Raw genomic sequence first — 21,280 nt, forward strand, 5'->3', positions numbered from 1 at the left:
ACGGGGTGGGCGCGCTCCTCGCCTTCGTGGGTTGCTGGTTGATGACTCCCATGGGACCGCTGTCGTTACTGGGAGCCGTCGCTCCGTTTTTACTCGCCGTCTATTTCTGGCGCCGGAGCAAGGGATGGGCCTTGGTTTTCGGCTTGGCGAATCCGCTGGTGCTAACGGCGCTGCTGGCGATGGGCAGCTACTTCCGTGGCACGGCGACGCTCAATTTCCACGGCTTGCCCGGCCCTCAAGCCTTTAATCTGGACCGGCAGACAATGCTGCCCAAGAGGGGTGGCGGATGCGTGGTAGATGGCAGCGAGTGGCTGGGCGACGATTGGCGCAATTTCGTCCTACGGAGCTGTGTAGCGGTGTTCGGCCCGATGAAAGGATCACCGTCGGGCCCATATCCGGAAGAGCCTGCTTTGACCGGTCTATGGACCGAAGCGGAGTGGGTGAAAGTGGCCGATCTCAGGAACGGACAGATTTCCGTGGGTGGGAAGTCGCGGGCTGTTCCAAGCGGAGCGCGTTTGCTCGAAGCCTATGCGCCATGGGCGGAGGAGGAGCAAGCGAGTCCTCCGGATGTCCTGTGGGATGACGAGGACACAGCGGTGCGGCTTCAGGCAAAGGACTTTGGCGCCGGGGCCTTCGCGGTGCGCATTGGCACCCGCTTCTACAGTCGGTCGGAGGAGACGACGGTCCTCTTTGCGGGGGAACCGGCAAGAGTCGTCGGCTATTTCTGGCCAAAGGGAATACGTCCTGCCGGCCACCGCATCCCGCCGGTTAGACCCGGAACATGATCTGGAAACGGCAATTCAATCCAAAGCCTCCACCTTCAGTCCATAGGGAATGAAGCGGGTGAAGTCGTCGTGGTTCCGCGTGGCGAGGCTGGCTCCGGATGCCATGGCGCTCGCGGCGATCATGCAATCCGTGTGCAAGCCCCGTCGGCGGCCGCCGAGATTAAAGAGCCGGGCAGCCTCCTCGCCATCGCGCCACGTGAAGTCCGCGATGCGCCCTCCCAGCACCGCAAACGCGGCGTCCTTTTGCTCGCGCGAAAGCGGCCCGTTGCAGAACTCCGACCAAGCGATGGCACACGTGCTGATCTCGCGGCCGTCCGCCAGCCACTGACGCATTCGCCGCCCGCCGTCGGAGCCCATGGTCACCAGTTCGACCAGGAAATTCGTGTCGAGGTGGATCATGCTTCCCACCAGTAACGCTTGGCTTCCCGCTCCTCACGGATGGCTGACTTGAAGGCCTCGCCTTCGGCCACCTTCAGTCCGCCGCCATCCTGTAGCCAGTCCAGCGCGGCCAAGGGCGACGGCCGCTGATCCTCGCGGTCGGCTTCTTCCTTCAGACGGCGCACGGCACGGCGCATGACCTCCGCCTTGGAAGTGGACCAACGCTTTGCCAACTCATCGAGCAAGCCGAGCGTGACGGTATCCAGCGACATGCTGGTCCGCACCAAGCGAGGGTAATGCGAACTCATGTGGTAACAAATGACCACACGTTAGCATCACGTCAAGGCTGCTTTTGGCACTTGGAACTTCTCACCTGGCACTTTGTCTTCCGGCATGCGCCTCGGCATTCTCGGCTCCGGTTCCGGTTCAAACATGCAAGCGATCCTCGATGCGATCGCGGCGGGCACTTTGGACGCCGACATCGCGCTGGTGCTTTCCGACAATCCCGAAGGCTACATTCTTGAGCGAGCGAAGAAGGCCGGGATCCCTACCGGGCTGATCGACTGTCGCGGCTTCAGGACGAAGTTTCCCGAGGAAGCCCAGGCCGAAACGGTCGCCGCCTTGAAAGCCGCGGGGGTGGACCTGATCTGCCTGGCTGGCTTCATGCGGCTGGTGAAGGCCCCGCTGCTGGAGGCCTTCCCGAATCGCATCCTCAATATCCATCCGGCGCTTTTGCCGGCCTTTCCCGGTGTGGCCGCTTGGAAGCAAGCCATCGAGGCCAAGGCCACTGAGTCCGGCTGTTCCGTCCACTTTGTCGATGGTGGCATGGACACCGGCCCGGTCATCCTCCAGGCGAAGGTGCCGGTCTTCCCGGATGACACCGCGGAGACGCTCCACCAGCGCATCCAAGTGGAGGAACACCGGCTCTATCCGGAAGCGATCCGCAAGGTAGCGGCCGCCCTTTAATCACGGCGGCGGCGGAAGCCGAGCAGGCCTGCGAACAGCAGCGCCGCGAAGGTCGAGGGCTCGGGGATGGTTGCAACCCCCGACTGGATGGTGCTGACCGTGGTGGCTGTCCCGCCGATGATCGATTTGCCGGGAATCGACACCTGTTCCTGCGTCGCCCCTGCACCGAACCCGGCGGCACCGGTATAACCACCCATTCTCGTGTAGATGAAGATGTTGGCGTTCGGAGCGGTATTCTGCGGGAAGAAGCTTTTCGGCACGAACACGAAAACGTCGCCGCCGCCGCTGCCGGAGGACAGCGTTGCGTCAAGCATCACGAAATTCTGCTGGCCGGAGGGATTCATGTCGAACTCGGGCACGCCGAGCGCGGTCATCGTCGCCGAGAGTGACGATGGCAGCGGATTGGGGTCCGTCGTTCCGCCGATCCAGATCTTCAAATCGTCCAGCGACAAGTAGCGGTCGGTGGCGTTGTTCGACTCGTTGATGTCGATGACGAAGATGTAGCTGCTCTGCGAGGCGTCTTGGACGAGTTCGCCGAACTTGAGATAGGGATCGAAGCCGTTTGGCACCGAGGTGTTCATGATGCCCGGCCGGTTGTAGCCTTGCTCGACGCTGTCCTTACCCGCCGGGGAGAGACGGTAGAGGTCGCGGAAGACTCCCGATCCTGCGCTTCCGTCCACGGAAGGGTCTCGGAACAGGGCGCCGTTGATAAAGCCGCCGCGAAAAGTCGCACCGCCGCTGCCCAAGGTATCGGGCGTTTCACCAGCGATGGTGACGTTTGTCATATTCAGGACGACGGCTCCGGCAGGGCACGCGATGCCAATGCCCGCAACAAGGCAGGGGAGAAACTTCATGGGGAGAAGAGGGAGAGAACAGCAACAACAAAGGGGTGGGAGCCCCGGACAAATTCTACAGTTTTTTAAAATAATGGCAAATGTTGATTGTCATATTTTAAATACATTTATCTGTCCAATTCCTGCGGCAATAGGCTGCGCAGTGCGTTTTGACCGGTTTTCAGGCCCCGCGAGGTCCCTTGGGTTCCGTTTTCTCCCGCCTTGAAACCCCGGCAAGTGGCCGCTAGCGTCCGCCGCCCAGCCCGCCACCATGCCCAAGGTTTATATCCGCACCTACGGTTGCCAGATGAACGAGCGCGATTCCGAACAGGTCGCGCAAATGTTCACCGAGGGCGGCTACACCGTCACCGGCGACGAGACCGATGCCGACGCCATCCTCGTGAACACCTGCTCGGTGCGCGACCAGGCGGAGCAAAAGGCGCTCGGCAAGATGGGCAACATGGGCAGCTACCGCCGGAACAAACCGCACGTCGTCTTCGGCTTCATGGGCTGCATGGCGCAGAGCCGCGGGCCGGAGCTTTTCGAGCGGATCCCGCACCTGGACGTGGTGGTCGGCACGCAGAAGTACCACAAGGTCTTCGACTACGTGGACACCATCCTCCAGCGGCGCCTCCATCGCCGGATGGACGAGCTGGAACTCTCGCTCACCGGCGAAAGCGTCTGCGATGTGGAGGAAGAGGCAGGCTCACAGAACACCATTCGCGACCACATCCCGAAGGATCTCAATGCCTCCGCCTTCGTCTCGATCATGCAGGGCTGCAACATGCGTTGCTCCTTCTGCATCGTCCCCGACACCCGCGGCAAAGAGCGCGGCCGGCCGATTGCCGAGATCGTCGAGGAGGTGAAAAGCCTGCGCGATCATGGGGTGAAGGAAGTCACCTTGCTCGGCCAGATCGTGAACCTCTACGGCCGCACCGAGTTCGAGAAGGTCGATGGCAAGTCGCCCTTCGTGCAACTTCTCGAAGCGGTTCACGCCATCGAGGGCATCGAGCGCATCCGCTTCACCTCGCCGCACCCGATCGGCTACCGCGATGACCTCGTCGCCGCCTTCACCTATCTGCCGAAGGTCTGCTCGCACATCCACTTCCCGATGCAGAGCGGCTCGGACCGCATCCTGAAGTTGATGCGCCGACCGTATAAAAACGAGAAATTCATCGAGATCTGCGAGAAGATGAAGGCCGCGCGGCCGGGCATAGCCATCACCACCGATATCATCGTAGGCTTCCCCGGTGAAGAGGAGGAAGACTTCCAGGCCACGATCGAGACCGTGAAGCGCCTGCAATTCGACAACGCCTTCGTGTTCCGTTACTCGAAGCGCAAGGACACCCCGGCCGCCGAGATGGACGGCCAGCTCCCGGAGCGGGTGAAGGAAGACCGCAACCAGCAGTTGCTCGATGTGGTCAACGAGCTCGCCAAGGCCAAGCATCAGGCGCTGGTCGGCACCGTCCAGCAAGTCCTCTGCGAGGGTCCCTCCAAGACCAACAAGCAGCGCCTGAGCGGCCGCACCGGGACCAACAAGATCCTGATCTTCGATGGCGACCCCCACAAGCTGACCGGCCAACTGCTCGACATCCGGGTCGAGGAAAGCACCGGCTTCACGCTCTACGGCAGTGTCCTATAGTGGTCCGCACTCTCCGAGTGCGGCACGAAGCAGATCTGGCGGTGATCGGAGATCTTTTGTGGCTTCCCACGACCGCACGCGGAGTGAGCGGACTGCTTTTTGCAAACCGCTCCCTGGCCCGGCTCACCGGGAGCGCGCGGGCCGGGCGAACCCGGCTTCGCGCACCCCCGGCGGGTGGCGATCCCGTGACAGCCGGTCATGAGCAGTGACGCGGACACGGAACCCCACCGAAACCTAGGGCCGGAAATCTTCAGGAGGACGTGGCTTTTCCATCATGCCGGGAACTCCTTGGGAGAGCCCCAGCAATCCGGGGAGGTAGCCCCAGGCGGAGCAAAGCGGGCGGGATAGCCAGCGGAACAGCGGGGGAGACAAGCTCACTCGTACCGATCGCTCGCCATTCGCCCCGGCCTCGGCCTCGGTCCGGCGGGGATCCGCCGGACCGGGACGAGTTGCTCCCGTTGGATCGAACCATTTCATCCGATGGGGGGCATGTTTGGGAGCGCATGAGCCGATCCATCTCTTGAAAACAGCCCCTGGGAGGGGAAAAGATCGGGATGTTTCTGGATGGGGCGGTTCATGCGCGGAGATCAGGGCTAGGGAGGGGAAACCCGAATCAGGGACAGCATTCAAAGTAGAATTACGTAGCGCCATCGGGATGATATCCGATTTGGCATGGGGGAATCTCCCATAAGGCGCGACTGGCCCTTGCGTAAAAACCCGTGTTAGGAACACTCGTGTGATGACTTCCTCCCAAGTGCTCCGCGCCAGTCTGGCATGTTCCGCGGTCTTGGCCGGCCGCGGTTTCGGACTCGGCATCGAGTTCACCTATCACGATCCCGAAGTGCTTGCCCGCGGCAATGCCGGGGTCGCTTCGAATGGGAATGCCTCGGCGGTTTACTACAACCCCGCGATGCTTGGCAGCGGCCCGGGCTCCGACCTGCTGCTCACCGGCTACGTGCTCGACTACAAGGTCGCGCACACCGGCGCCGGCGGCCATACCGATCTCAAGGATGGCCCCGCGGTGGCGGCCAGTGCCTTCGCCTCGACCCCGCTGGGCGATCGTGTTTCGCTAGGACTCGGCCTCTATTCGCCCTTCGGCCAGAAGAACGAATGGCCGGACAATTCACCGCTGCGCGCCTACGCGACGGATACCGAGCTGCTCTTCATGGCGGGCACCGCCGCGCTGGGTTTCGAGGTGACGCCGTCCTTCCGGCTGGGCCTGTCCGTGAGTGCGGTGGAAAGCACCGCCGATATCAACCGCGGCATCTTCGTCCCCGGCGATACCTTCTCCATCGAGGGCGATGGCAACGGCTGGGGCGTCGGTGGCGGCTTCGCTTGGGAGCCCTTCGAAGGTCATCGTATCGGCGGCACGGTGCGCTACTGGTCGCCGGTCACTTACGAGGGTCACGCGACCACCGTGCTGATCGTTCCCGCACCCGGCGCGACCGTCGGGCCGGTGGAGTCCGAACTCGAGTTCCCGCTGGAAGCCACGCTCGGCTACTCGTGGATGCCGAGCGACAAGTGGATCTTCGAGGTCGACGTGACCTACAACGAGTGGTCTTCGTTCGAGAATTTCACCCTCGAACAGCCCGCCGGCAATATCGTCGAGCCACTGAACTGGGAAGACAGCTACATCATCTGCGCCGGTGTGACCCGCAAGTGGGATTCCGGCTGGTGGGTCGGCGGTGGCTACTGGTTCGCCGAGAAGACAACTCCGGATGCGAATTTCAACCCGCGTCTGCCCGACGTGGACCTGCATGTTGTCAGCATCGGCACCGGCTACCGCACGGAGTGCTGGGCGGCCGAGTTCACCTATCAGTACGGCTACGGCGAGCCCCGACAGATCACCGGCAGCGCGCCGGCCCTGCCCTCGGGAGCCAGTGCCGATGGCAAATTGACGTATCACGCCCACGGCTTCTCTGCCGGGGTACGATGGTTCTGGTAGTTCGTTCATGAGTGATCCCTTCGACCACTGGATGCCGTTCCGGCGGCGGGACGGAGCATGGGATGGCTTGCGCGTCAGCGAGCGGATCCGCAGCGAGGTCATTGCTCCGTTGGCGGCGCTAGTGGAGCGAGTGAATCACCCGCGGGCGGAAATCCCGGAGGGCCCGCGACAATCGCTAGAGAATGTCTTCGCCTCGGTCAGCGAGAGCTTCGCCGCCACCGATCACGCGGGCGCGGTGGAGTCCCTCGACCAAGCGTGGCACGGCTGGGAGGCGAAGCTCCAGGGCTTCACCCGCGGCGGTGGCGAGGTATCCCTGAAGCGGCTCGGCAAGGTGCCTGACATCGGCCGCGAGGCGTCCCGCCAGCTCTACCTGGCGGTGCGCGAGGCGATCGGAAACGCGATGAAGCATGCCGTGGCCGGCCGCATCGAAGTGCTGCTGGTGCCGTGGCAAAAGGGCTGTGCCGTGACCGTGGCCGACAACGGCCGTGGAATCTCCGCTGCGAAGGGCGGCGGCATCGGCATGGAGACCATGCGCCGCCGGATGGCCCGCTGCGGAGGCGAGGTGCTGGTGCATCCCATCGAGGGCACCGTGATCGAGTTCCGCCTGCCCGAGCCGAGCCGCACGCTGTGGGAGTGGCTGCTTTCCAGCGGCCGTCTGGACCGCGGCGTGGACCGGATCCGGGCGGAGGAGATCACCGGTCGCTGGCAGGAGCGGGTGGAGCGCTTCGGCGGCCTTGAAGCCGTTTTTTCGGAGTGGCCGGTTGCCGCCGGGTGGATCGAATCGCGGCTACAGGCCGAGCGCCGGGCGCCCGACGACCTGACGAAGATTCCAGAGTGGCTCGGTGGTGAACTCCGCCACATCGGTGCGGGCGAAGTGATCGAGACCGAGCCGACCGCCGACCGCGTGCGCTGCCGGATTTCCTGGCACGGAGAAGTCGATCCGCTGCATTGGCTGGAGCTGGGCTTGGTCGCCTTGCTCGCCCGGCCGGTGGTGCTACGCGTCACCGGATCCACCAGTCTGGAACTGATCGCCGCGCGGCGGCCGGATCAACTCCCTGCCGCTGCCAATGCCGGCTCGTTCGCGTCGCTGGTCCACAATACCTGGGCCGGCGGCCTGCCCGCGGCGCGCGATGACTTTTCTTCCTACCTTCACGACGTGCTGGCGCAAGAGCTGGTGGCCGAGTCGATGCGATGGGAGATCGCCCGCGAAAGCTGCCCCCCCGGCCCGCTGAGAGCCCGCTACGACCAGTGCCAGCACGAGTTGCAGCGCATCGCCGTACTGGCGCGCGGCTTTTCGCACGAGTTGGCGGACGGGTGAATGTCAGCCGTCGAAGCCCGCGTCCACCAGCAGTCCGCGGCCGGTAGCGGCGGTCACGGCAAGGACATCACAGCGCTCGTTTTCCTTGTGACCGGCGTGGCCGCGCAGCCACTTCCATGTGACCTTGTGGATTTCCGCCGCCGTGGAAAGCCGCAGCCACAGGTCCTGGTTCTTCACCGGCCCGTTGGAGGCCGTTCGCCAGCCCTTCGCCTTCCATCCCTTGACCCAATTTTTGGTCATCGCGTCGATCACGTAGCGCGAGTCCGATAGCAGCTCGATCTCGCACGGCTCCTTGAGCGTTTCCAGCGCCACGATGGTGGCGAGCAGCTCCATCCGGTTGTTGGTGGTGCGGGTAAAGCCCTTCGACAGCTCCAGCCGGTGGCGGCCGCACACCATGACGACGCCATAGCCGCCGGGGCCGGGATTGCCCTTGCAGGCACCGTCGGTATGGATGACCACGCGTTTCATTCGGAGAAAGGCGTGCAAGGGGTAGGCAGCAGCCCGCCGGATGCAATGCTTTCTTCCCGTTTTCCAAGCTCCGCTGGAGAAGATCTGATCCCTTCAAGGCTGCGCCAGCAAGGGGTGCGTCGTGGTCACTTGGAAAAACCGGCGCGGCGCTTCCCCCAGGATCACGGCATGGGTTTCCACTCCGCCAAGGCCCGCGGTGGGCGGCGATGCCGGGGTGACGACGGGAAGTTCGCTGCCGGAGAAGAGCTGATAGGTCAGCCCTTTTCGCGTGGGATAGCTCAGCGTGAGTTCGTGCGCTCCGTTTCTTTCCAGCGTCAGCGAGGATGGCGCATCCGCGGGGATGGCGGTGCCGGTAATCACGACGTCGTCGAATTGCGCCCGGTCATCGAAGGAACCGAACGCCAGGGCCCCCGCGGGATACGTGGTGTCATTGGCAGTCAGGCGGGGGGTGACGAGATTGTCCACGAAGACGCGGATCGTGCCGGCGGCCGCGTGCTCCACGCGGATGGTTTGCCAGCTCCCGTTAAGTGCGGGTGTTGGATTTGCCTGCACATGGATCGTCGCCCGCTGGGTGCCAGCCACCTTCATGATCACGCTGTGGACGGCGTCCGCCCTGCTGGAAATGTGAGCGTAGTAGTAGTGGGTATCGTCCGCGTAGCCGAAGATGAGGACCACGTCGCGGGCGGTCGTGGTGTTGGGTTCGACGGTCTTCGCGCGAACGGTGAAGACGCAGTCGGACCACGAATGGCCCGCCAGGAAAAGATAGGAACGCGGTCGCCGCACCGGAGGGCGATCGGCTCCGGCCACCGTGAGTGCGGCGATGTGATTCCCGCTCTGTTCCTGGATCTGCCAGGTTCCGGAGTAGAAAGGAATCCAAGGACCCCAGCCTCCTTCAAAATCGGTTGAGACCGTCTCTGCACCGAGCGCTGCTCCGCCCATGAGAAACGCCACGCCGCAAGCAGCGCAGACTCGCGATCGGCGCGGAATATTGGAGAGGAGGGGTGGAGGCATGGCGGGAGGGAATCCTGCCACCCTCGCATGAGCCTGAGGGAGTTGCCACCGAATTTCACGAATAGGCAAGTCCGGCTGTTACTTGGTCGCCCCCGCCGCGCCGCGCAGCATCGCTTCCGCGATGAGCTGATAGAGCGCGGCCCACGCTTGCCGGGTCGTCGCGTCGAATTCCTTCCCCAGCACGCTGGAAAGCATCCCCAACAATGCCACGCCTACCGTCGCGTAGTGCTCGTCTTTCACGCCATAGCCGAGGTGGCGAATTCCCATCTCCTCCATGATTTCATTCAGCTCGTCCGGTTTTTCCAACATGTCCAGCAGGGCAGCGAGCATGTCCATCAGCTTGACGGCTTGCGGTTCGATGTCGGACTTGAAAAGCGGCCGCAGCATCGGGTCGAGTTCGAACAAGCGCTGGTAGAACATCAGTGCGGAGACATGAGACTGGCGTTCGACGACGGCGAAGGTCTTGCGGAGGAGGAGTTTCTGTTCGAGGTCCAACACGCGTGCATGCTGGCACGAATCGCGGATTCCGGCACGCCGAGTTTGAGTCAGAGGGTCATTTCCCCTGTTTTCCCGCACCCCGCACCCCGCGCTCCAGTCCCGGCGATCCGGCGATCCCGGAGGGATCCCAGCGAGTAGCCGGTGGTCGCAGCCGCGCAGCGACGAAGACCACCGGATCAAATAAAAACGCGGAAGGAATCCCGGAGGGGATTCCAGCCGGGCCGGAAGCACACCGGGGCATCTAACAATCCCCACCATGTCCGAACGAGGTCAGGAATGTCGGGCACGTCCGTTGTTCATGCCCGGCTTGAACCCCATCCGGGGTTCCCTTCATCGCGTCTTCTATCCGGGGGTGGCGCTCCGCTTACCCCCGGCTACTGGCTGCTTCCCCTCCGGGGAAGATGGCCTGCTCGGACTCTTGCCCACGAGACGTCAGATCACCCCCAATTCCTTGCCCGTCGCGACGAAGGCCTCGATGCCCTTGTCGAGCTGCTCCTTCGTATGGGCCGCGCTGATCTGGGTGCGGATGCGGGCCTTGCCCTGCGGGACGACCGGGTAGAAGAAGCCGATCGCATAGACACCCTTCTCCAGCAGCTTGTCGGCGAACTGCTGTGACAGCGCGGCATCGCCGAGCATCACCGGTGAGATCGGGTGATCCTTGCCAGCGATGGTGAAGCCGGTGCCGGCCATGGCGCTGCGGAAGTAGTCGGTATTCGCCTTCACGCGGTCGGCGAGTTCGGTCGAGGCTTCCAGCATTTCGAAGACCTTCAGCGACGCCGCCACGATCGGCGGGGCGATGGTGTTCGAGAAAAGATACGGCCGCGAACGCTGGCGCAGCAGGTCGATGATCTCCTTCTTGCCGGAGGTGTAGCCGCCAGACGCGCCGCCGAGCGCCTTGCCGAGCGTGCCGGTGGTCAGGTCGATCTTGCCGAAGAGCCCGCAGTGCTCATGGGTGCCGCGGCCGCGCGCGCCGAGGAAGCCGGTCGAGTGGCAGTCGTCGAAGTGGACCAGCGCGTTGTACTTCGCGGCGAGTTCGTGGACCTTCCCGAGATCGCAGATGATGCCGTCCATCGAGAACACGCCATCGGTGGTGATCAGCTTGAAGCGCGCTCCGGCGGCATCGGCCGCTTGGAGCTGGGCCTCAAGATCGGCCATGTCGTTGTTCGCGTAGCGGAAGCGCTTGGCCTTGCAGAGGCGCACGCCATCGATGATCGAGGCGTGATTCAGCGAGTCGGAAATGACCGCGTCTTGCTCGGTCAGCAGCACCTCGAAGAGGCCGCCATTCGCATCGAAGCAGCTCGGGTAGAGGATCGTGTCCTCGGTGCCGAGGAAGCGGCTGATGGTTTCCTCAAGCTCCTTGTGCAGGGTCTGGGTGCCGCAGATGAAGCGCACGCTGGCCATGCCGAAGCCCCAGCGGTCGAGCGAGGCCTTGGCGGCGGCGACGACTTCCGGGTGGTCGGCCAGGCCCAGGTAGTTGTTCGCGCACATGTTGATGACCTCGCGGCCGTCCTTGAGGCGCACGGTCGAGTTTTGCGTCGAGTCGATCAGCCGCTCGCGCTTGAAGAGGCCGGCGGCGTCGATTTCGGAAAGCGTCGTGCGGAGGTGGCTGGCGAGCGCGTCGGAGAACATGGCGGGCTTGGTCTAGCAGGGATCGGGATGGAGGAAACGCGAATGATGCGCAGGGGATTTGCGGAATTGAAAATTAACCGCAATGGGCGCAAAGGACACATAGATTGGAACAAGAGCGTGATTTGGGCGTCCCTGATTCCCTCTTTGCGATCCCTGCGAACTATTCCCCATGACGAATGCGAGCCGGGCAAAATCGGACCGAGCGCCATTTTTCTTCGCGCCGAAATGAATGCGGAATGCCGCCGCTGCGTTTAGTCCCTTTGCTCATTCAATTATGAAAATCCGCACGATCTTGATGCTGGGGTGGCTGCTGGGACTCGCAGGGGCCGCCGCGCAGGAAAAGGAAGCTGAATCCAAGGCAGTCGATCCGTTCGCCGATGATACGGCCCAGCCTCTCCGACTCCGGGTTGAAACATGGGAAGCCCCGGCCCTCGAAGTGGCGAAGCGCTTGGACGATCTTCACGATGCGGCAGGACTGGCAAAGCTGCGCGCCGAGTGTCTGGCAGGCGCTGCGGGCGTTTCTTTGATCTTCAGCCCGACAATGGCGATCGACTCATCGACCAAGAAATTGGACGAGAGCATCACGGAGCGGATCTACCCGACGGAATACGAGCCGCCGTCCCTGCCGGGCAGCTTCATTTCGGCTCCGGACAGACAGGAGATGCCTAAGAATTGGGCAGAGATGGTGGAAAACGTCCTGACGGACTGCACTCCCACATCCTTCGAAACCCGGAACACGGGTCTCACCCTGGAAGCCGAGGTGACCCCACTGCAGGGAAAGGAGAAGACCTGGAACGTCCGTCTTGCCTTGGAAAACGTGGTTCTGGTGGGAAACGACACTTTTGGCGCGGAGGCGCTCCACTTGGCCATGCCGGCCTTCAACACCTTCCGGCTGACGGGAGAGGCCCGGCTGAAGGAGGGCCAATGGCGCCTGCTTTCTGTGATGGAGCCTCCACGGGGAATCGAGGGAAAACTGTCCGGCGACCGTTGGGTCACGCTGGTTAGAATCGATGCGGATCGCTGAAACATCATTTCCCCCGCCCATTTGATCATGAAAATCCGAACGATCTTGATGTCAGGATGCTTGCTGGGACTTGCCGCGGTCGCCGGAAAGGAAGCGAAACCTGAGACGACTCCGGCAGCGAATGCAGTGCCCTCCGAAGCTCCGTATCCGGACCTTCGCCTGCGCCTTGAGACCTGGGAGATGCCCGCCTTGGAAGCCGCCAAGCGTTTGGACTCGGTTGGAAAAGCGGAAGATCTGGCGAAGCTGCGCACAGAGTGTCTGGGCGGCCTGCCAGACGTCTCATTGATGTTGAGCAGCGCGATCAATGTTGGCATGCCCGAAAAAGTGCTCGCGGAGTCGGTCACCGAGCGGATTTTCCCCACCGAGTACCAGCCGCCCGAGCTCATTTGCGGGCCGCAGACGTTTTCGCAGCTAGCGGAGAAAAAGCCCACAACCTTCGGCGGATGGCTGGAGAACTTGGCGGGGCACGCGACGCCCACTTCTTTCGAGACGCGGAATACGGGCACGACCTTGGAGGCTGAGATCTCTCGTGCCACCGGACAGGAAAAGATCTGGAACGCTAGCATCGCTGTGGAGGATGTCCGCTTTCTTGGCCGGGAGACCTTCGGTGCCGATGAACTAGGGATAGGCATGCCGGCCTTCTCCTGCTTCCGCAGCACTGCCCATCTGCGGCTCAAGGAAGGCCAGTGGCAGATTCTGTCGGTGATGGAACCGCCGCGCGGGCTCGACAGCAAACCCTCCGACAAGCGCTGGATTACCTTGGTGAGGCTGGACCTCCAGGAGTGACCCCGACAAAAACCAAAGGCATCGCCCGGCTCAAGGAGGGCCAATGGCGGGTCAAATCCGTTCAGGAAGCGCCACGCGGCACCGATGGCAAGTCCACCGGCAAGAGCTGGCTCACGCTAGTCCGGGTGGACCGGGCTCGCTGAGGAGCAGACAAGGCGTGCCGTCACCAATCTTCCGCTCCAGAAACGCCTCTGGTTTCCTCGTTGCCGCCGGGCCGGGATGGCGGACCGGGGCGGCCGGCGGGCGCATCGCTCCGCACCGGCTGTGGCAGGCGTGTGGCTGCCACGGGGCGTGGCCCGCTAGTGGGGAGGAGTACCGGCCGGGGACCCTTCGGCAGACCCGACTCCCGCAGGTCCACCTGCCGCAGGCTGATGCGGAGGATGAGCCATGAGACCGCGACGCCGGCGATCCAGCTCAGGATCAGGACGAAAATGGACTCGGGCCGAAACGACAGGCACAGATTCAAGAGGATGAAAGAAGTCCACCACACCGCCACGAGATAGCCGGTTCCTTTGTGGGGTTTCCCCCGGAAGCTCGCATCGGCGATTTCTTTCATGACCATGGCCGGGAGAAGCCAGTTCACGAAGGGAATGAAGTAGCATCCGATGGCCCAGCCCGGCGAGGGTCCGCTATTCGGACTGATGATCTGGGCATTCACCGCGACCCGGAAAAGCCACAACATGTAGCTGACGATCGCGCAGAGGAGAGTCAGTGCCACGGCGAGCGCCAGAAAGACCAGCCACGCCGGATGCTCGACGCGGACTTGCCGCAGGGTGATGGTCAGGCAGTTCAGCCAGATGAAAGAGATCGTCGCCCAGCCCCAGTTGCGAGGATCCTTGATGCGGAGGTCTGGCCTCTGTTCCGCGGAGGTGCTGGCCGGGGTTTCCGGCGGAGTCGGGTCGGACGCCGGGGGTTGGTAAGGATTGCTCTCGGGGCCGGAAGTCATGGGTAGCGACCGCACATCCCAACAGCATCCGGACCTGATGGCGAAAAAAAAGCCGCCCCGGCAGGACCGGAGCGGCGTTGGGAAAAGCAGGGGCGGGATTACTTGGCGGGCTTGGCCACGGCCTTGAGGGCGTCCTTCACGGCGTCCTCGAATTCGCCGTCAGAAGGGTGGCCGTGCCAGACGAGCTTGCCATCGGCACCGAAGACCATGGCGTGGGGGATGCCGTCGCTGGGCACCGGACCGCTGCCGCCGGCCATCACCGGGTAGTCGACACGGGCCGGCTTGATGGCCTTGAGAATGTCTTCCTTGGTGCTGCCCTGGCGTTCCAGGCCAACGACCACGAGACCCTTCTTTTCATAGCGCTTCGCGAGCTTGGCCATGTCCGGCAGGCTGGCGATGCAGGGGCCGCAATTGACGCCCCATTCTTCCACCACGACGACCTTGCCAGCGAGAGCTTCCTTGTCGAAGGGGGCGGCGTTGACGACTTCAGCCCATTTGACCTGGCTGACGGAGGCATCCGGCACGGACGCCTTTTCCTTGTCTTTCTTGTCCGCGAGGGCGGGCAGGGCGAGCGCGATAAGCGCAACGAGGGCGGGGATTGCTTTCATGGTTCTTTGACGACTCAACGCTTTATAACGTCACCGGCCGGGCATCGATTCAAATTTTTGTAGCCTTTTCCTCCGGCTTCACCCGATCTGGAGGCTTTCGTTTCCCGGTCTTGCTAGACCGGATCGCCCCGGCCCATGGTCTGCCGTCGATGAGAGACGATGCCGTTCGCCAGCTCTTCCGCGCCCAAGGTCCGCTGCTCGGGCTGATCGCGGTCATGTTCGGCATCTTCCTGTTTCAGGAGATCCACGGCCGGGAGTGGTATCTCCCCTTCATGGCGGTGCCCGCTCTCATCACGGAAAGCTGGCAGGATCTCCGCGCCGGGACCGCCGATATGGGCGATTTCAAGATCTTCGGCACCCTGATTACCTGCGCCTTCCTCCACGCCGACCCGGAGCACATCGTGTATAACATGCTGTTCTTGTGGATCTTCGCCGCGCTCATCGTCGAGCTGATCGGCGCCCGCTGGATGTTCGGCATTTTCCTCTTCACCGAATTCACGGCCAGCATCTTCCACGTGGTGCTGAATGCCGGGGACCCCGTTCCCATGCTCGGCGCGTCCGGCTCGGTAATGGGCTTTGAGGGCGCTTATCTCGGCCTCGCCACCCGCTGGCTCCTGCCGGAGCCGCACATCTGGCCGATGTCGCGGCCGATTCCGGCCGGTCAACTCGCGCTCATCGGCGTGGCCGGGGTGATCATCGACTTCACCTCGCTGATGAGCCATGAGCCGGGCAACATCGCCTACGGCGCCCACCTCGGTGGCTTCGTCGGCGGCTTGCTTCTCGCCGCCCTCGCCGCGCCGAAGCCGCGGGGAGCCCATCATCGTTAGGAGATCCGTTTCAAATGCCCCTCGACCGGTCGCGATTCCGGTGTTAGAGGGGAAATGCAATGAAAACGTTCATCCTAGTCCCACTGGGCGTGATTCTGGCATTTGCTGGCACGTCTTGCACCTCCTATGCCCCCGGCTATCAGGCCGCGGGCTACAGCCCGCGCGACGCCTACTATCGCGGCCATGTCGATGGCAGCGGAGATCGCCTCTACGGACACGCTTACGATCCGCATATCAACGAGGATCGCACCCTGCCCAGCGCCCACCGCAATGACTACATCTGGGGCTATGTCGACGGCTATCGCCGGCCGGCCGGCTACGAAGGTGGGAAATAGACGTCCCGCCCGAGTTGCCGTAAAATCCCCCCATGACCCCCCGGGCAGGTATTCCTGCATTGTTGTTTCTCTGGTCCGCCACCCTTGCGTCCGGCGGGCTGTATCCCAATACAATCTCTCCCGGCAATGTCCCGTGGCCGGGGGGCGTGGTGCCTTATGTCTTCGATGCCGGCCTGTCCGCCGCGCAGCGCCAGATCTACTTGGCCGGCCTGCGTGAGTTCGAGCTGGCGGCGAACGTGCAGTTCATCCCGCGGACGGCGGAAACGCAGCACGTGCTTTTCAAATACGACCCGCAGGGGCCGAACCGCGTCTCCGGCAGCCAGCCGCAACTCGTGGAGATCAACAGCCTGAGGCGCGGGCAGATCTGCCACGAAATGGGTCACTCCTTCGGGCTCGAGCACGAGCACCAGCGGCCGGATCAGGGCCTCTACATCGAGGTGCTGGAGGAGAACATTTACCCCGGCAACGAGCACCTTTTCCAAGTCGCGGCCGGCATGACCCCGTTCGGGCCCTATGATTTCGAGTCCGTCATGCACTACGGCCGCGACGTGCTGTCGGTGCCGCCGGGCGTGCTGGACACGATCCAAGTGAAGCCGGGTTTCTCGAAATACCAGCTTCGCCTCGGCAACTACGCGCTCAGCCCCGGCGACCGGGCCTTGATGGCGTTTCTCTACGGGCCTCCGGTCGTCGCGCCGTCGCCGATCGTGACCACCACTGCCGATGGCGGGCCGGGCAGCCTGCGGGCGGCGATCTACTTCGCGCAGGATCACCCTAGCACCCCGGTCACCTTCAATATCCCAACCAGCGACCCCGGCCACAGCGCGGGCATCTTCACGATCAAGCCGACCTCATTCCTCCCGCCGCTGGCGACCGATGGCCTCGTTATCGACGCCACCACACAGCCCGGCTTCGCGGGCCAGCCGGTTGTCTTTCTGGATGGCTCGGCCATGCCGATCGAGTCGGGAGACGCCCCGGGCCTGTTGATCCGCGAGTCGGCTTGCCGGGTGAAAGGGCTCGGCATCATCCGTTTCCCGTGGTGCGGCATCGTGATGGAGCTGCCCGATGCCACCGGCAATGTCGTCTCCGGCTGCTGGATCGGCCTGAATGCCGCGGGAATCGCCGCGCCCAACGTGAAGCAAGGGATCCAGCTCAGCGATGGCGCGAGCGGCAACACGATCGGTGGAACTGCTCCAGCGGACCGCAATGTCCTCTCTGGAAACGGTGAATACGGCGTCTGGATGTCAGGCAGTGCCACCGCGGGCAACAGCGTGCTGGGCAACCCCATCGGCACCAATCCCGCGGGGACCGCGGCGGTGGCGAACGGCTCCGGCGGGGTGATCGTCACCGGTGGCGCGCATCACCAGACGATCGGCAGCGCCGCGGCGGGGAATCTGATCTCGGGAAACGTTTCCGCCGGCCTGTGGCTTACCGGAGCCGGCGTCTCGGACAACGTCGTGCGCGGCAACCGCTTCGGCACCAACTTCTCGGGAAATGCCGCCGTGCCGAATGGTTTCGCGGGGGCCAACATCATCAATGGAGCCGCGGACAATCTCATCTCCGGGAATGTTTTCTCCGGCAACGTTTCCGAAGGCCTGCGCCTCGCCGGCAGCGGCACCACCGGCAATCTCGTCGAAGGCAACCGCGCCGGAACGAATGCCGCCGGAACCGCCGCGTTGCCGAATGGCTTCGTCGGCATTGCGGTCTATCAAGGTGCGACGGGGAACCGCATCGAAGGCAATCTCTTGTCCGGGAACGGCACCGTCGGCCTCGCCTTCGCGGATGCCGGCACCTCGGACAATCTCGCCGCGGGCAATTTCATCGGCACCGATGTCACCGGCACCGCGCCTTTGTCGAATGGCTTTGCCGGCGTGTATCTCACCGGCGGCTGCAATGGCAACTGGCTCGGCGACGGCCCGGGCAGCGGCAACCTGATCTCCGGCAATGCGGTGATCGGCGTCCTCATCGCCGACCCCGCTACCCATGGGAATATCGTGCGCAACAACCGCATCGGGCCGGATGCCAACGGGGCGCTTTCGTTGTCGAACCAGGACGATGGCATCCGCATTCAAAACGGCGCGCAGGTCTCGATGATCGGCGGCAGCGCTTCCGGTGCCGCCAATGTCATCGCGGGAAACACGGCTCGCGGGATCGCGCTCTTCAACGCCGCCACCGCGGGTCACGCGTTCTCAAGGAACTCGATCCATGGCAACGGGTGGCAGGGAATCGGGGTTTACGATGGCTCGAATGGCGGCCAAGCCGCGCCGGTCCTCAGTGCTGCGACGCTCGGCGTGGCGACCCATGTGACCGGCTCGTTGAGCGGCCAGGCGAACTCCAGTCATGAGCTGGAGTTCTTCTCCTCGGAAAGCGGGAGTCCCTCCAGCGGCCGGCATTTTCTCGGTGCCACCACCGCCACCACGAACGGTGCCGGTGTGGCTACGATCGATCTCGTACTTCCCGCGCCCATTCCGGCCGGCGGCGTGATCACCGCGACGGCGCGAGGCGGTGGGGGAACCTCGGAGTTCTCCAATGGCGTGACGGTGACCACCACCGATAGCGACAGCGACGGCCTCCCGGATGCCTACGAAAGCACGATTCCCGGCTTGAGTTCCGCCAATGCCGCCGATGCCGGAGACGACTTCGACGCCGACGGCTTCTCCAATCTCGACGAGTACCTCGCCGGTACCGCCCCGCGCGATCCGGCGAGCCGCTTGTTCGCCACCGGCCAGCGCAGTGGTGAAAGCTTCGTCGTGTCGTTTCCCTCGGTTCCCGGGCAGACCTATCGCGTCGATGCCGCCGTAACCCCCAGCGGCCCGTGGCTTTCCGAGGCGATGCACCTGCATGGCACGGGTGGGACGATGGATGTCACCCTGCCCGCTTCCGGACCGAGACGTTTCTTCCGGGTAATCACCGGGCCATAGCCCCACCGGGAGCGTCAAAAGGAACAATTTCCGCCGTCCCGGTGAAGAACGCTTGAGAACCGGCCGCTTTGCATGGCAAAGCAAGGCGCATGACGACCCACCAGGAAGCCGCCGAGCAGTTGCGCGTGATCCGCACCATGATGGAACGCGCGACGATCTTCCGCGCGCTCTCCGGCGAGGCGGCTTTGTTGGGCGGGGCGATGTCGCTCGCGGCAGGCTGGCTTTCCGAAGGCAAGGCCGGCTGGAGGTGGGGAAACGTCTGGCTCGGTGGTCTGGCGGTGGTGCTGTTGTTCGCGCTCTGGCAACTTCTGCGAGTGGCGCACGTGCACCAGCGGCCGCTGTGGTCGCACGGCTTGAAGGTCGCCTTGCGCGGGGCCTTGCCGTCGTTGGTTGCCGGCGGCTTCGTGGGCCTGCTCTTTCTGCGAGGGGGTGGGAAAGGGGCCGAGATCATGGCCGCATGTTTTTGGATCCTTCACTATGGTCTCGCCCTGCTCGCCATCCGCGAATTCGCGCCGAAGTCGATGATCTGGCTGGGACTCGCCTTCATGGTCACCGGCTTGGTCGCGCTCTCGGCCGCCACTTTCGTCCAATCGATGAGTCCGCTGCTGATTCGCATGGGTCCCTCCGGGCTGATGGCGGCCACGTTTGGAGGCTTCCACTTGCTTTACGGGGCCGCCATCGTCACTACCACTCGCCGCGACGGGCCGGGCGCATGATCGACTTCTCCAAACTCGACAAGACCATTCACGAGAAGGGGCGGCTCGGCATCATGACGCTGCTCGCTTCCCGCGTGGAGCCGTGGCCGTTCCAGGACCTCAAGGGCGAGTTGGACATGAGCGATGGCAACCTGATCACGCACCTCCGCACGCTGGAGCAGGCCGGTTACATTTCCGGTGAGAAGCACACGGGCGATGGCCGCCCGCAGACGCTCTACACGCTGACCAAGCCGGGCCGGAAGGCCTTCGAGGACTACCTCGGCATCCTCGAGCAGATCCTCAACCTCGGGAAATGAAATGACGCGGGAGCGACGGCTGCGCATCCTGCGTGGCGTGGCCGCTGGCGGTCTCGCAATGGCCTGGGTCGGCCTGTTGTGTCGCGGCAAGGATGGCACGGCCCTCACCGCGACCTTGTTCTATGCGACGCCTTGGTTGCTGCGGTTGATTGCGGGAGTGCTCGCGGTGAGCGTGCTCAAGCACTGGGGCTTCCGGGTGATGGCGGCGACCTGCGTTTTCGTTTCGCTGTTAGAAGGCTGGCATTCGTGTCGTCTCGACGATGTGCCGGTGGTTCCCGCGGGATCGCTCACCGTTTCAGTATGGAATGCCGGTCGTGGTCTCGACGCGAATCCCGCGGCGTGGCCAGCCGTCGGGCAGTCCGATCTATCCGCCGTGGTCGAGTGCGGCAACTTCGGTGCCGACGAATGGAAGCGCTTCACTGCGGCAAATCCCGACCACGAGTGGCGACGCTTCGACACAAGTACGATGCTTGGCGTACGTGGCAAGATTCTCTCCCACGAGTCGCTCGGTGTGCACGACCTCTTCCGCTGCCATCGGGTGAAGGTCATGCTGCCCGGCCATGGCGAGCTGAACGTGGTCGTGGCCGATGTCCGCTCGCAGCCGTGGATTTCGCGTGAGCCGTCGCTGGCCGGTATTCTGAAAGCTGCTGTCGGGGATCCTCGGGCCATTGTTCTCGGTGACTTCAACACGCCACCGGAATCGCGCTGGTTCCGCACGTGGCATGAGCAAGGATTCACTCTGGCAAACGATGGCCCGCATTGCGGCTTCCGCGAGACGTGGGCATACGGGCTGCCGTTGTTGACGCTGGACCACGTCTGGCTCGGGTCGGGATGGAAAGCGCTCTGGACGGAACGTTCCCGCCACGGTTCCGACCACGCCATGGTAACTTGCCGGCTCGGTGGGGGCTGATCCCATGCCATGGGAATCGGACTCGTGAATTCAACTGGCGGCAGCGACGTCGCTTGCGCGATGATCGGCACATGGGACTTCTCACCGACATCTTCTTCGGCGACCTCAGCCAAAGCTTCTCCATCGACGAACACCGCTCGGCTCTGAAGTCCCAGGCGATGAAACAGGCCGAGAGCAGTGGGAAGCTGTTCAACGCGACCATGGAGATCGACCGCCTCAAGCGCCAGAATGGCGAGCTTCGCCTGGCGGTGACCGCTCTCACCCGCTTTCTCATCGATCGCAAGGTCGTGGATGGGGCGGAGCTGGAGGCCTTTGTCCGCGAGATCGATGCGGAAGATGGGAAGATCGACGGTGCCCTTGCTTTCCCTCCGCCTCCCAAGCCGGGACCGCCCAAGCGAGGACCGCGCTAGCTTGCATCTATCGGGCATCGCGGCATCCTCC

General features: G+C 63.6%; 24 protein-coding genes. 15 read left to right on the forward strand and 9 right to left on the reverse strand.

What is annotated here, in order from left to right; translation table 11 throughout:
- The first annotated feature begins 50 nt into the window (after positions 1 to 50).
- Positions 51 to 785 (forward strand): hypothetical protein, encoded by a 735-nt coding sequence (locus OKA05_RS22695; RefSeq protein WP_264489492.1) that lies wholly within the window; start codon positions 51 to 53, stop codon positions 783 to 785.
- A 15-nt stretch (positions 786 to 800) separates the two neighbouring features.
- Here OKA05_RS22695 and OKA05_RS22700 read toward each other — a convergent pair whose 3' ends face one another.
- Both OKA05_RS22700 and OKA05_RS22705 read right to left on the reverse strand, forming a co-directional pair.
- Positions 801 to 1,184, reverse strand: coding sequence for a PIN domain-containing protein (locus OKA05_RS22700; RefSeq protein WP_264489493.1), 384 nt, complete (start codon positions 1,182 to 1,184; stop codon positions 801 to 803).
- Positions 1,181 to 1,471, reverse strand: coding sequence for a ribbon-helix-helix protein, CopG family (locus OKA05_RS22705; RefSeq protein WP_264489494.1), 291 nt, complete (start codon positions 1,469 to 1,471; stop codon positions 1,181 to 1,183). The genes OKA05_RS22700 and OKA05_RS22705 overlap by 4 nt, the downstream gene beginning before the upstream one ends.
- 85 nt (positions 1,472 to 1,556) lie before the next feature.
- Between OKA05_RS22705 and purN the strand changes: the two genes are divergently transcribed.
- Positions 1,557 to 2,129 carry a phosphoribosylglycinamide formyltransferase gene (gene purN, locus OKA05_RS22710; protein ID WP_264489495.1) on the forward strand — a complete coding sequence of 191 codons (573 nt, stop codon included), beginning with the start codon at positions 1,557 to 1,559 and terminating at the stop codon, positions 2,127 to 2,129.
- On the opposite strand, the gene mprA is transcribed toward purN, so the two are convergent.
- Positions 2,126 to 2,983: a variant GlyGly-CTERM sorting domain-containing protein gene (mprA, locus tag OKA05_RS22715; protein WP_264489496.1), complete on the reverse strand. Its 858-nt coding sequence runs from the start codon at positions 2,981 to 2,983 to the stop codon at positions 2,126 to 2,128. The genes purN and mprA overlap by 4 nt on opposite strands.
- Positions 2,984 to 3,233: 250 nt before the next feature.
- Here mprA and miaB point away from each other — a divergent pair, with 250 nt between their 5' ends.
- The 3 genes from miaB to OKA05_RS22730 all read left to right on the forward strand — a co-directional run bounded on the left by miaB (position 3,234) and on the right by OKA05_RS22730 (position 7,867).
- Complete coding sequence (miaB, locus tag OKA05_RS22720; RefSeq protein ID WP_264489497.1) at positions 3,234 to 4,604, forward strand: tRNA (N6-isopentenyl adenosine(37)-C2)-methylthiotransferase MiaB; 1,371 nt, start codon at positions 3,234 to 3,236, stop codon at positions 4,602 to 4,604.
- A gap of 739 nt (positions 4,605 to 5,343) precedes the next feature.
- Positions 5,344 to 6,549: an OmpP1/FadL family transporter gene (locus OKA05_RS22725; RefSeq protein ID WP_264489498.1), complete on the forward strand. Its 1,206-nt coding sequence runs from the start codon at positions 5,344 to 5,346 to the stop codon at positions 6,547 to 6,549.
- Between the two features lie 7 nt (positions 6,550 to 6,556).
- Positions 6,557 to 7,867 (forward strand): sensor histidine kinase, encoded by a 1,311-nt coding sequence (locus OKA05_RS22730; protein ID WP_264489499.1) that lies wholly within the window; start codon positions 6,557 to 6,559, stop codon positions 7,865 to 7,867.
- A gap of 3 nt (positions 7,868 to 7,870) precedes the next feature.
- On the opposite strand, the gene rnhA is transcribed toward OKA05_RS22730, so the two are convergent.
- The 4 genes from rnhA to kbl all read right to left on the reverse strand — a co-directional run bounded on the left by rnhA (position 7,871) and on the right by kbl (position 11,473).
- Positions 7,871 to 8,335 carry a ribonuclease HI gene (gene rnhA / locus OKA05_RS22735; RefSeq protein ID WP_264489500.1) on the reverse strand — a complete coding sequence of 155 codons (465 nt, stop codon included), beginning with the start codon at positions 8,333 to 8,335 and terminating at the stop codon, positions 7,871 to 7,873.
- A 93-nt stretch (positions 8,336 to 8,428) separates the two neighbouring features.
- A complete protein-coding gene (locus OKA05_RS22740; RefSeq protein WP_264489501.1) occupies positions 8,429 to 9,346 on the reverse strand; it encodes a hypothetical protein in 918 nt (305 codons plus the stop codon).
- Between the two features lie 78 nt (positions 9,347 to 9,424).
- The gene (locus OKA05_RS22745; protein WP_264489502.1) at positions 9,425 to 9,844 is read right to left on the reverse strand and encodes a globin domain-containing protein; all 420 of its coding nucleotides are present in this window, start codon (positions 9,842 to 9,844) and stop codon (positions 9,425 to 9,427) included.
- Positions 9,845 to 10,276: 432 nt separating this feature from the next.
- Complete coding sequence (gene kbl / locus OKA05_RS22750) at positions 10,277 to 11,473, reverse strand: glycine C-acetyltransferase (protein ID WP_264489503.1); 1,197 nt, start codon at positions 11,471 to 11,473, stop codon at positions 10,277 to 10,279.
- Positions 11,474 to 11,747: 274 nt separating this feature from the next.
- Between kbl and OKA05_RS22755 the strand changes: the two genes are divergently transcribed.
- The 3 genes from OKA05_RS22755 to OKA05_RS22765 are packed head-to-tail and all read left to right on the forward strand — an operon-like array spanning position 11,748 to position 13,426.
- Complete coding sequence (locus OKA05_RS22755) at positions 11,748 to 12,497, forward strand: hypothetical protein (RefSeq protein ID WP_264489504.1); 750 nt, start codon at positions 11,748 to 11,750, stop codon at positions 12,495 to 12,497.
- A 27-nt stretch (positions 12,498 to 12,524) separates the two neighbouring features.
- The gene (locus OKA05_RS22760; RefSeq protein ID WP_264489505.1) at positions 12,525 to 13,283 is read left to right on the forward strand and encodes a hypothetical protein; all 759 of its coding nucleotides are present in this window, start codon (positions 12,525 to 12,527) and stop codon (positions 13,281 to 13,283) included.
- The gene (locus OKA05_RS22765) at positions 13,280 to 13,426 is read left to right on the forward strand and encodes a hypothetical protein (protein WP_264489506.1); all 147 of its coding nucleotides are present in this window, start codon (positions 13,280 to 13,282) and stop codon (positions 13,424 to 13,426) included. Before OKA05_RS22760 ends, OKA05_RS22765 begins: the two co-directional genes overlap by 4 nt.
- Positions 13,427 to 13,446: 20 nt before the next feature.
- Here the strand turns inward: OKA05_RS22765 and OKA05_RS22770 are convergent, their stop codons facing one another.
- Positions 13,447 to 14,229 carry a DUF4328 domain-containing protein gene (locus tag OKA05_RS22770; protein WP_264489507.1) on the reverse strand — a complete coding sequence of 261 codons (783 nt, stop codon included), beginning with the start codon at positions 14,227 to 14,229 and terminating at the stop codon, positions 13,447 to 13,449.
- Between the two features lie 98 nt (positions 14,230 to 14,327).
- Positions 14,328 to 14,837, reverse strand: coding sequence for a TlpA family protein disulfide reductase (locus OKA05_RS22775; protein ID WP_264489508.1), 510 nt, complete (start codon positions 14,835 to 14,837; stop codon positions 14,328 to 14,330).
- A gap of 149 nt (positions 14,838 to 14,986) precedes the next feature.
- On the opposite strand from OKA05_RS22775, the gene OKA05_RS22780 reads away from it, so the two are divergent.
- The 7 genes from OKA05_RS22780 to OKA05_RS22810 all read left to right on the forward strand — a co-directional run bounded on the left by OKA05_RS22780 (position 14,987) and on the right by OKA05_RS22810 (position 21,249).
- A complete protein-coding gene (locus OKA05_RS22780) occupies positions 14,987 to 15,664 on the forward strand; it encodes a rhomboid family intramembrane serine protease (RefSeq protein ID WP_264489509.1) in 678 nt (225 codons plus the stop codon).
- Between the two features lie 59 nt (positions 15,665 to 15,723).
- Entirely contained in the window at positions 15,724 to 15,999 is a 276-nt protein-coding gene (locus tag OKA05_RS22785) for a hypothetical protein (RefSeq protein ID WP_264489510.1), read from the forward strand.
- 32 nt (positions 16,000 to 16,031) lie between these two features.
- Complete coding sequence (locus OKA05_RS22790) at positions 16,032 to 18,917, forward strand: M12 family metallopeptidase (RefSeq protein WP_264489511.1); 2,886 nt, start codon at positions 16,032 to 16,034, stop codon at positions 18,915 to 18,917.
- An 89-nt stretch (positions 18,918 to 19,006) separates the two neighbouring features.
- Positions 19,007 to 19,633, forward strand: a complete 627-nt coding sequence (locus OKA05_RS22795) for a hypothetical protein (RefSeq protein WP_264489512.1) — start codon at positions 19,007 to 19,009, stop codon at positions 19,631 to 19,633.
- Positions 19,630 to 19,929, forward strand: coding sequence for a winged helix-turn-helix domain-containing protein (locus tag OKA05_RS22800; protein ID WP_264489513.1), 300 nt, complete (start codon positions 19,630 to 19,632; stop codon positions 19,927 to 19,929). Before OKA05_RS22795 ends, OKA05_RS22800 begins: the two co-directional genes overlap by 4 nt.
- Before the next feature lies 1 nt (position 19,930).
- Positions 19,931 to 20,839 (forward strand): endonuclease/exonuclease/phosphatase family protein, encoded by a 909-nt coding sequence (locus tag OKA05_RS22805; protein WP_264489514.1) that lies wholly within the window; start codon positions 19,931 to 19,933, stop codon positions 20,837 to 20,839.
- Positions 20,840 to 20,910: 71 nt separating this feature from the next.
- Positions 20,911 to 21,249, forward strand: coding sequence for a hypothetical protein (locus OKA05_RS22810; protein ID WP_264489515.1), 339 nt, complete (start codon positions 20,911 to 20,913; stop codon positions 21,247 to 21,249).
- The last annotated feature ends 31 nt before the right edge of the window (positions 21,250 to 21,280 follow it).

This window comes from Luteolibacter arcticus (genome assembly GCF_025950235.1).
GTDB classification, from domain to species: Bacteria; Verrucomicrobiota; Verrucomicrobiia; order Verrucomicrobiales; family Akkermansiaceae; genus Haloferula; species Haloferula arctica.

What these genes read in the sequence shown, in the direction of transcription:
- OKA05_RS22730 (WP_264489499.1), top strand. Translation starts at nt 6,557, where the DNA reads ATGAGTGATCCCTTCGACCACTGGATGCCGTTCCGGCGGCGGGACGGA.
- OKA05_RS22810 (WP_264489515.1), top strand. Translation starts at nt 20,911, where the DNA reads ATGGGACTTCTCACCGACATCTTCTTCGGCGACCTCAGCCAAAGCTTC.
- OKA05_RS22775 (WP_264489508.1), bottom strand. Translation starts at nt 14,837, where the DNA reads ATGAAAGCAATCCCCGCCCTCGTTGCGCTTATCGCGCTCGCCCTGCCC.
- mprA (WP_264489496.1), bottom strand. Translation starts at nt 2,983, where the DNA reads ATGAAGTTTCTCCCCTGCCTTGTTGCGGGCATTGGCATCGCGTGCCCT.
- OKA05_RS22800 (WP_264489513.1), top strand. Translation starts at nt 19,630, where the DNA reads ATGATCGACTTCTCCAAACTCGACAAGACCATTCACGAGAAGGGGCGG.
- kbl (WP_264489503.1), bottom strand. Translation starts at nt 11,473, where the DNA reads ATGTTCTCCGACGCGCTCGCCAGCCACCTCCGCACGACGCTTTCCGAA.
- OKA05_RS22760 (WP_264489505.1), top strand. Translation starts at nt 12,525, where the DNA reads ATGAAAATCCGAACGATCTTGATGTCAGGATGCTTGCTGGGACTTGCC.
- purN (WP_264489495.1), top strand. Translation starts at nt 1,557, where the DNA reads ATGCGCCTCGGCATTCTCGGCTCCGGTTCCGGTTCAAACATGCAAGCG.
- OKA05_RS22795 (WP_264489512.1), top strand. Translation starts at nt 19,007, where the DNA reads ATGACGACCCACCAGGAAGCCGCCGAGCAGTTGCGCGTGATCCGCACC.
- OKA05_RS22755 (WP_264489504.1), top strand. Translation starts at nt 11,748, where the DNA reads ATGAAAATCCGCACGATCTTGATGCTGGGGTGGCTGCTGGGACTCGCA.
- OKA05_RS22780 (WP_264489509.1), top strand. Translation starts at nt 14,987, where the DNA reads ATGAGAGACGATGCCGTTCGCCAGCTCTTCCGCGCCCAAGGTCCGCTG.
- OKA05_RS22740 (WP_264489501.1), bottom strand. Translation starts at nt 9,346, where the DNA reads ATGCCTCCACCCCTCCTCTCCAATATTCCGCGCCGATCGCGAGTCTGC.
- OKA05_RS22705 (WP_264489494.1), bottom strand. Translation starts at nt 1,471, where the DNA reads ATGAGTTCGCATTACCCTCGCTTGGTGCGGACCAGCATGTCGCTGGAT.
- OKA05_RS22695 (WP_264489492.1), top strand. Translation starts at nt 51, where the DNA reads ATGGGACCGCTGTCGTTACTGGGAGCCGTCGCTCCGTTTTTACTCGCC.
- OKA05_RS22790 (WP_264489511.1), top strand. Translation starts at nt 16,032, where the DNA reads ATGACCCCCCGGGCAGGTATTCCTGCATTGTTGTTTCTCTGGTCCGCC.
- OKA05_RS22770 (WP_264489507.1), bottom strand. Translation starts at nt 14,229, where the DNA reads ATGACTTCCGGCCCCGAGAGCAATCCTTACCAACCCCCGGCGTCCGAC.
- rnhA (WP_264489500.1), bottom strand. Translation starts at nt 8,335, where the DNA reads ATGAAACGCGTGGTCATCCATACCGACGGTGCCTGCAAGGGCAATCCC.
- miaB (WP_264489497.1), top strand. Translation starts at nt 3,234, where the DNA reads ATGCCCAAGGTTTATATCCGCACCTACGGTTGCCAGATGAACGAGCGC.
- OKA05_RS22805 (WP_264489514.1), top strand. Translation starts at nt 19,931, where the DNA reads ATGACGCGGGAGCGACGGCTGCGCATCCTGCGTGGCGTGGCCGCTGGC.
- OKA05_RS22785 (WP_264489510.1), top strand. Translation starts at nt 15,724, where the DNA reads ATGAAAACGTTCATCCTAGTCCCACTGGGCGTGATTCTGGCATTTGCT.
- OKA05_RS22725 (WP_264489498.1), top strand. Translation starts at nt 5,344, where the DNA reads ATGACTTCCTCCCAAGTGCTCCGCGCCAGTCTGGCATGTTCCGCGGTC.
- OKA05_RS22700 (WP_264489493.1), bottom strand. Translation starts at nt 1,184, where the DNA reads ATGATCCACCTCGACACGAATTTCCTGGTCGAACTGGTGACCATGGGC.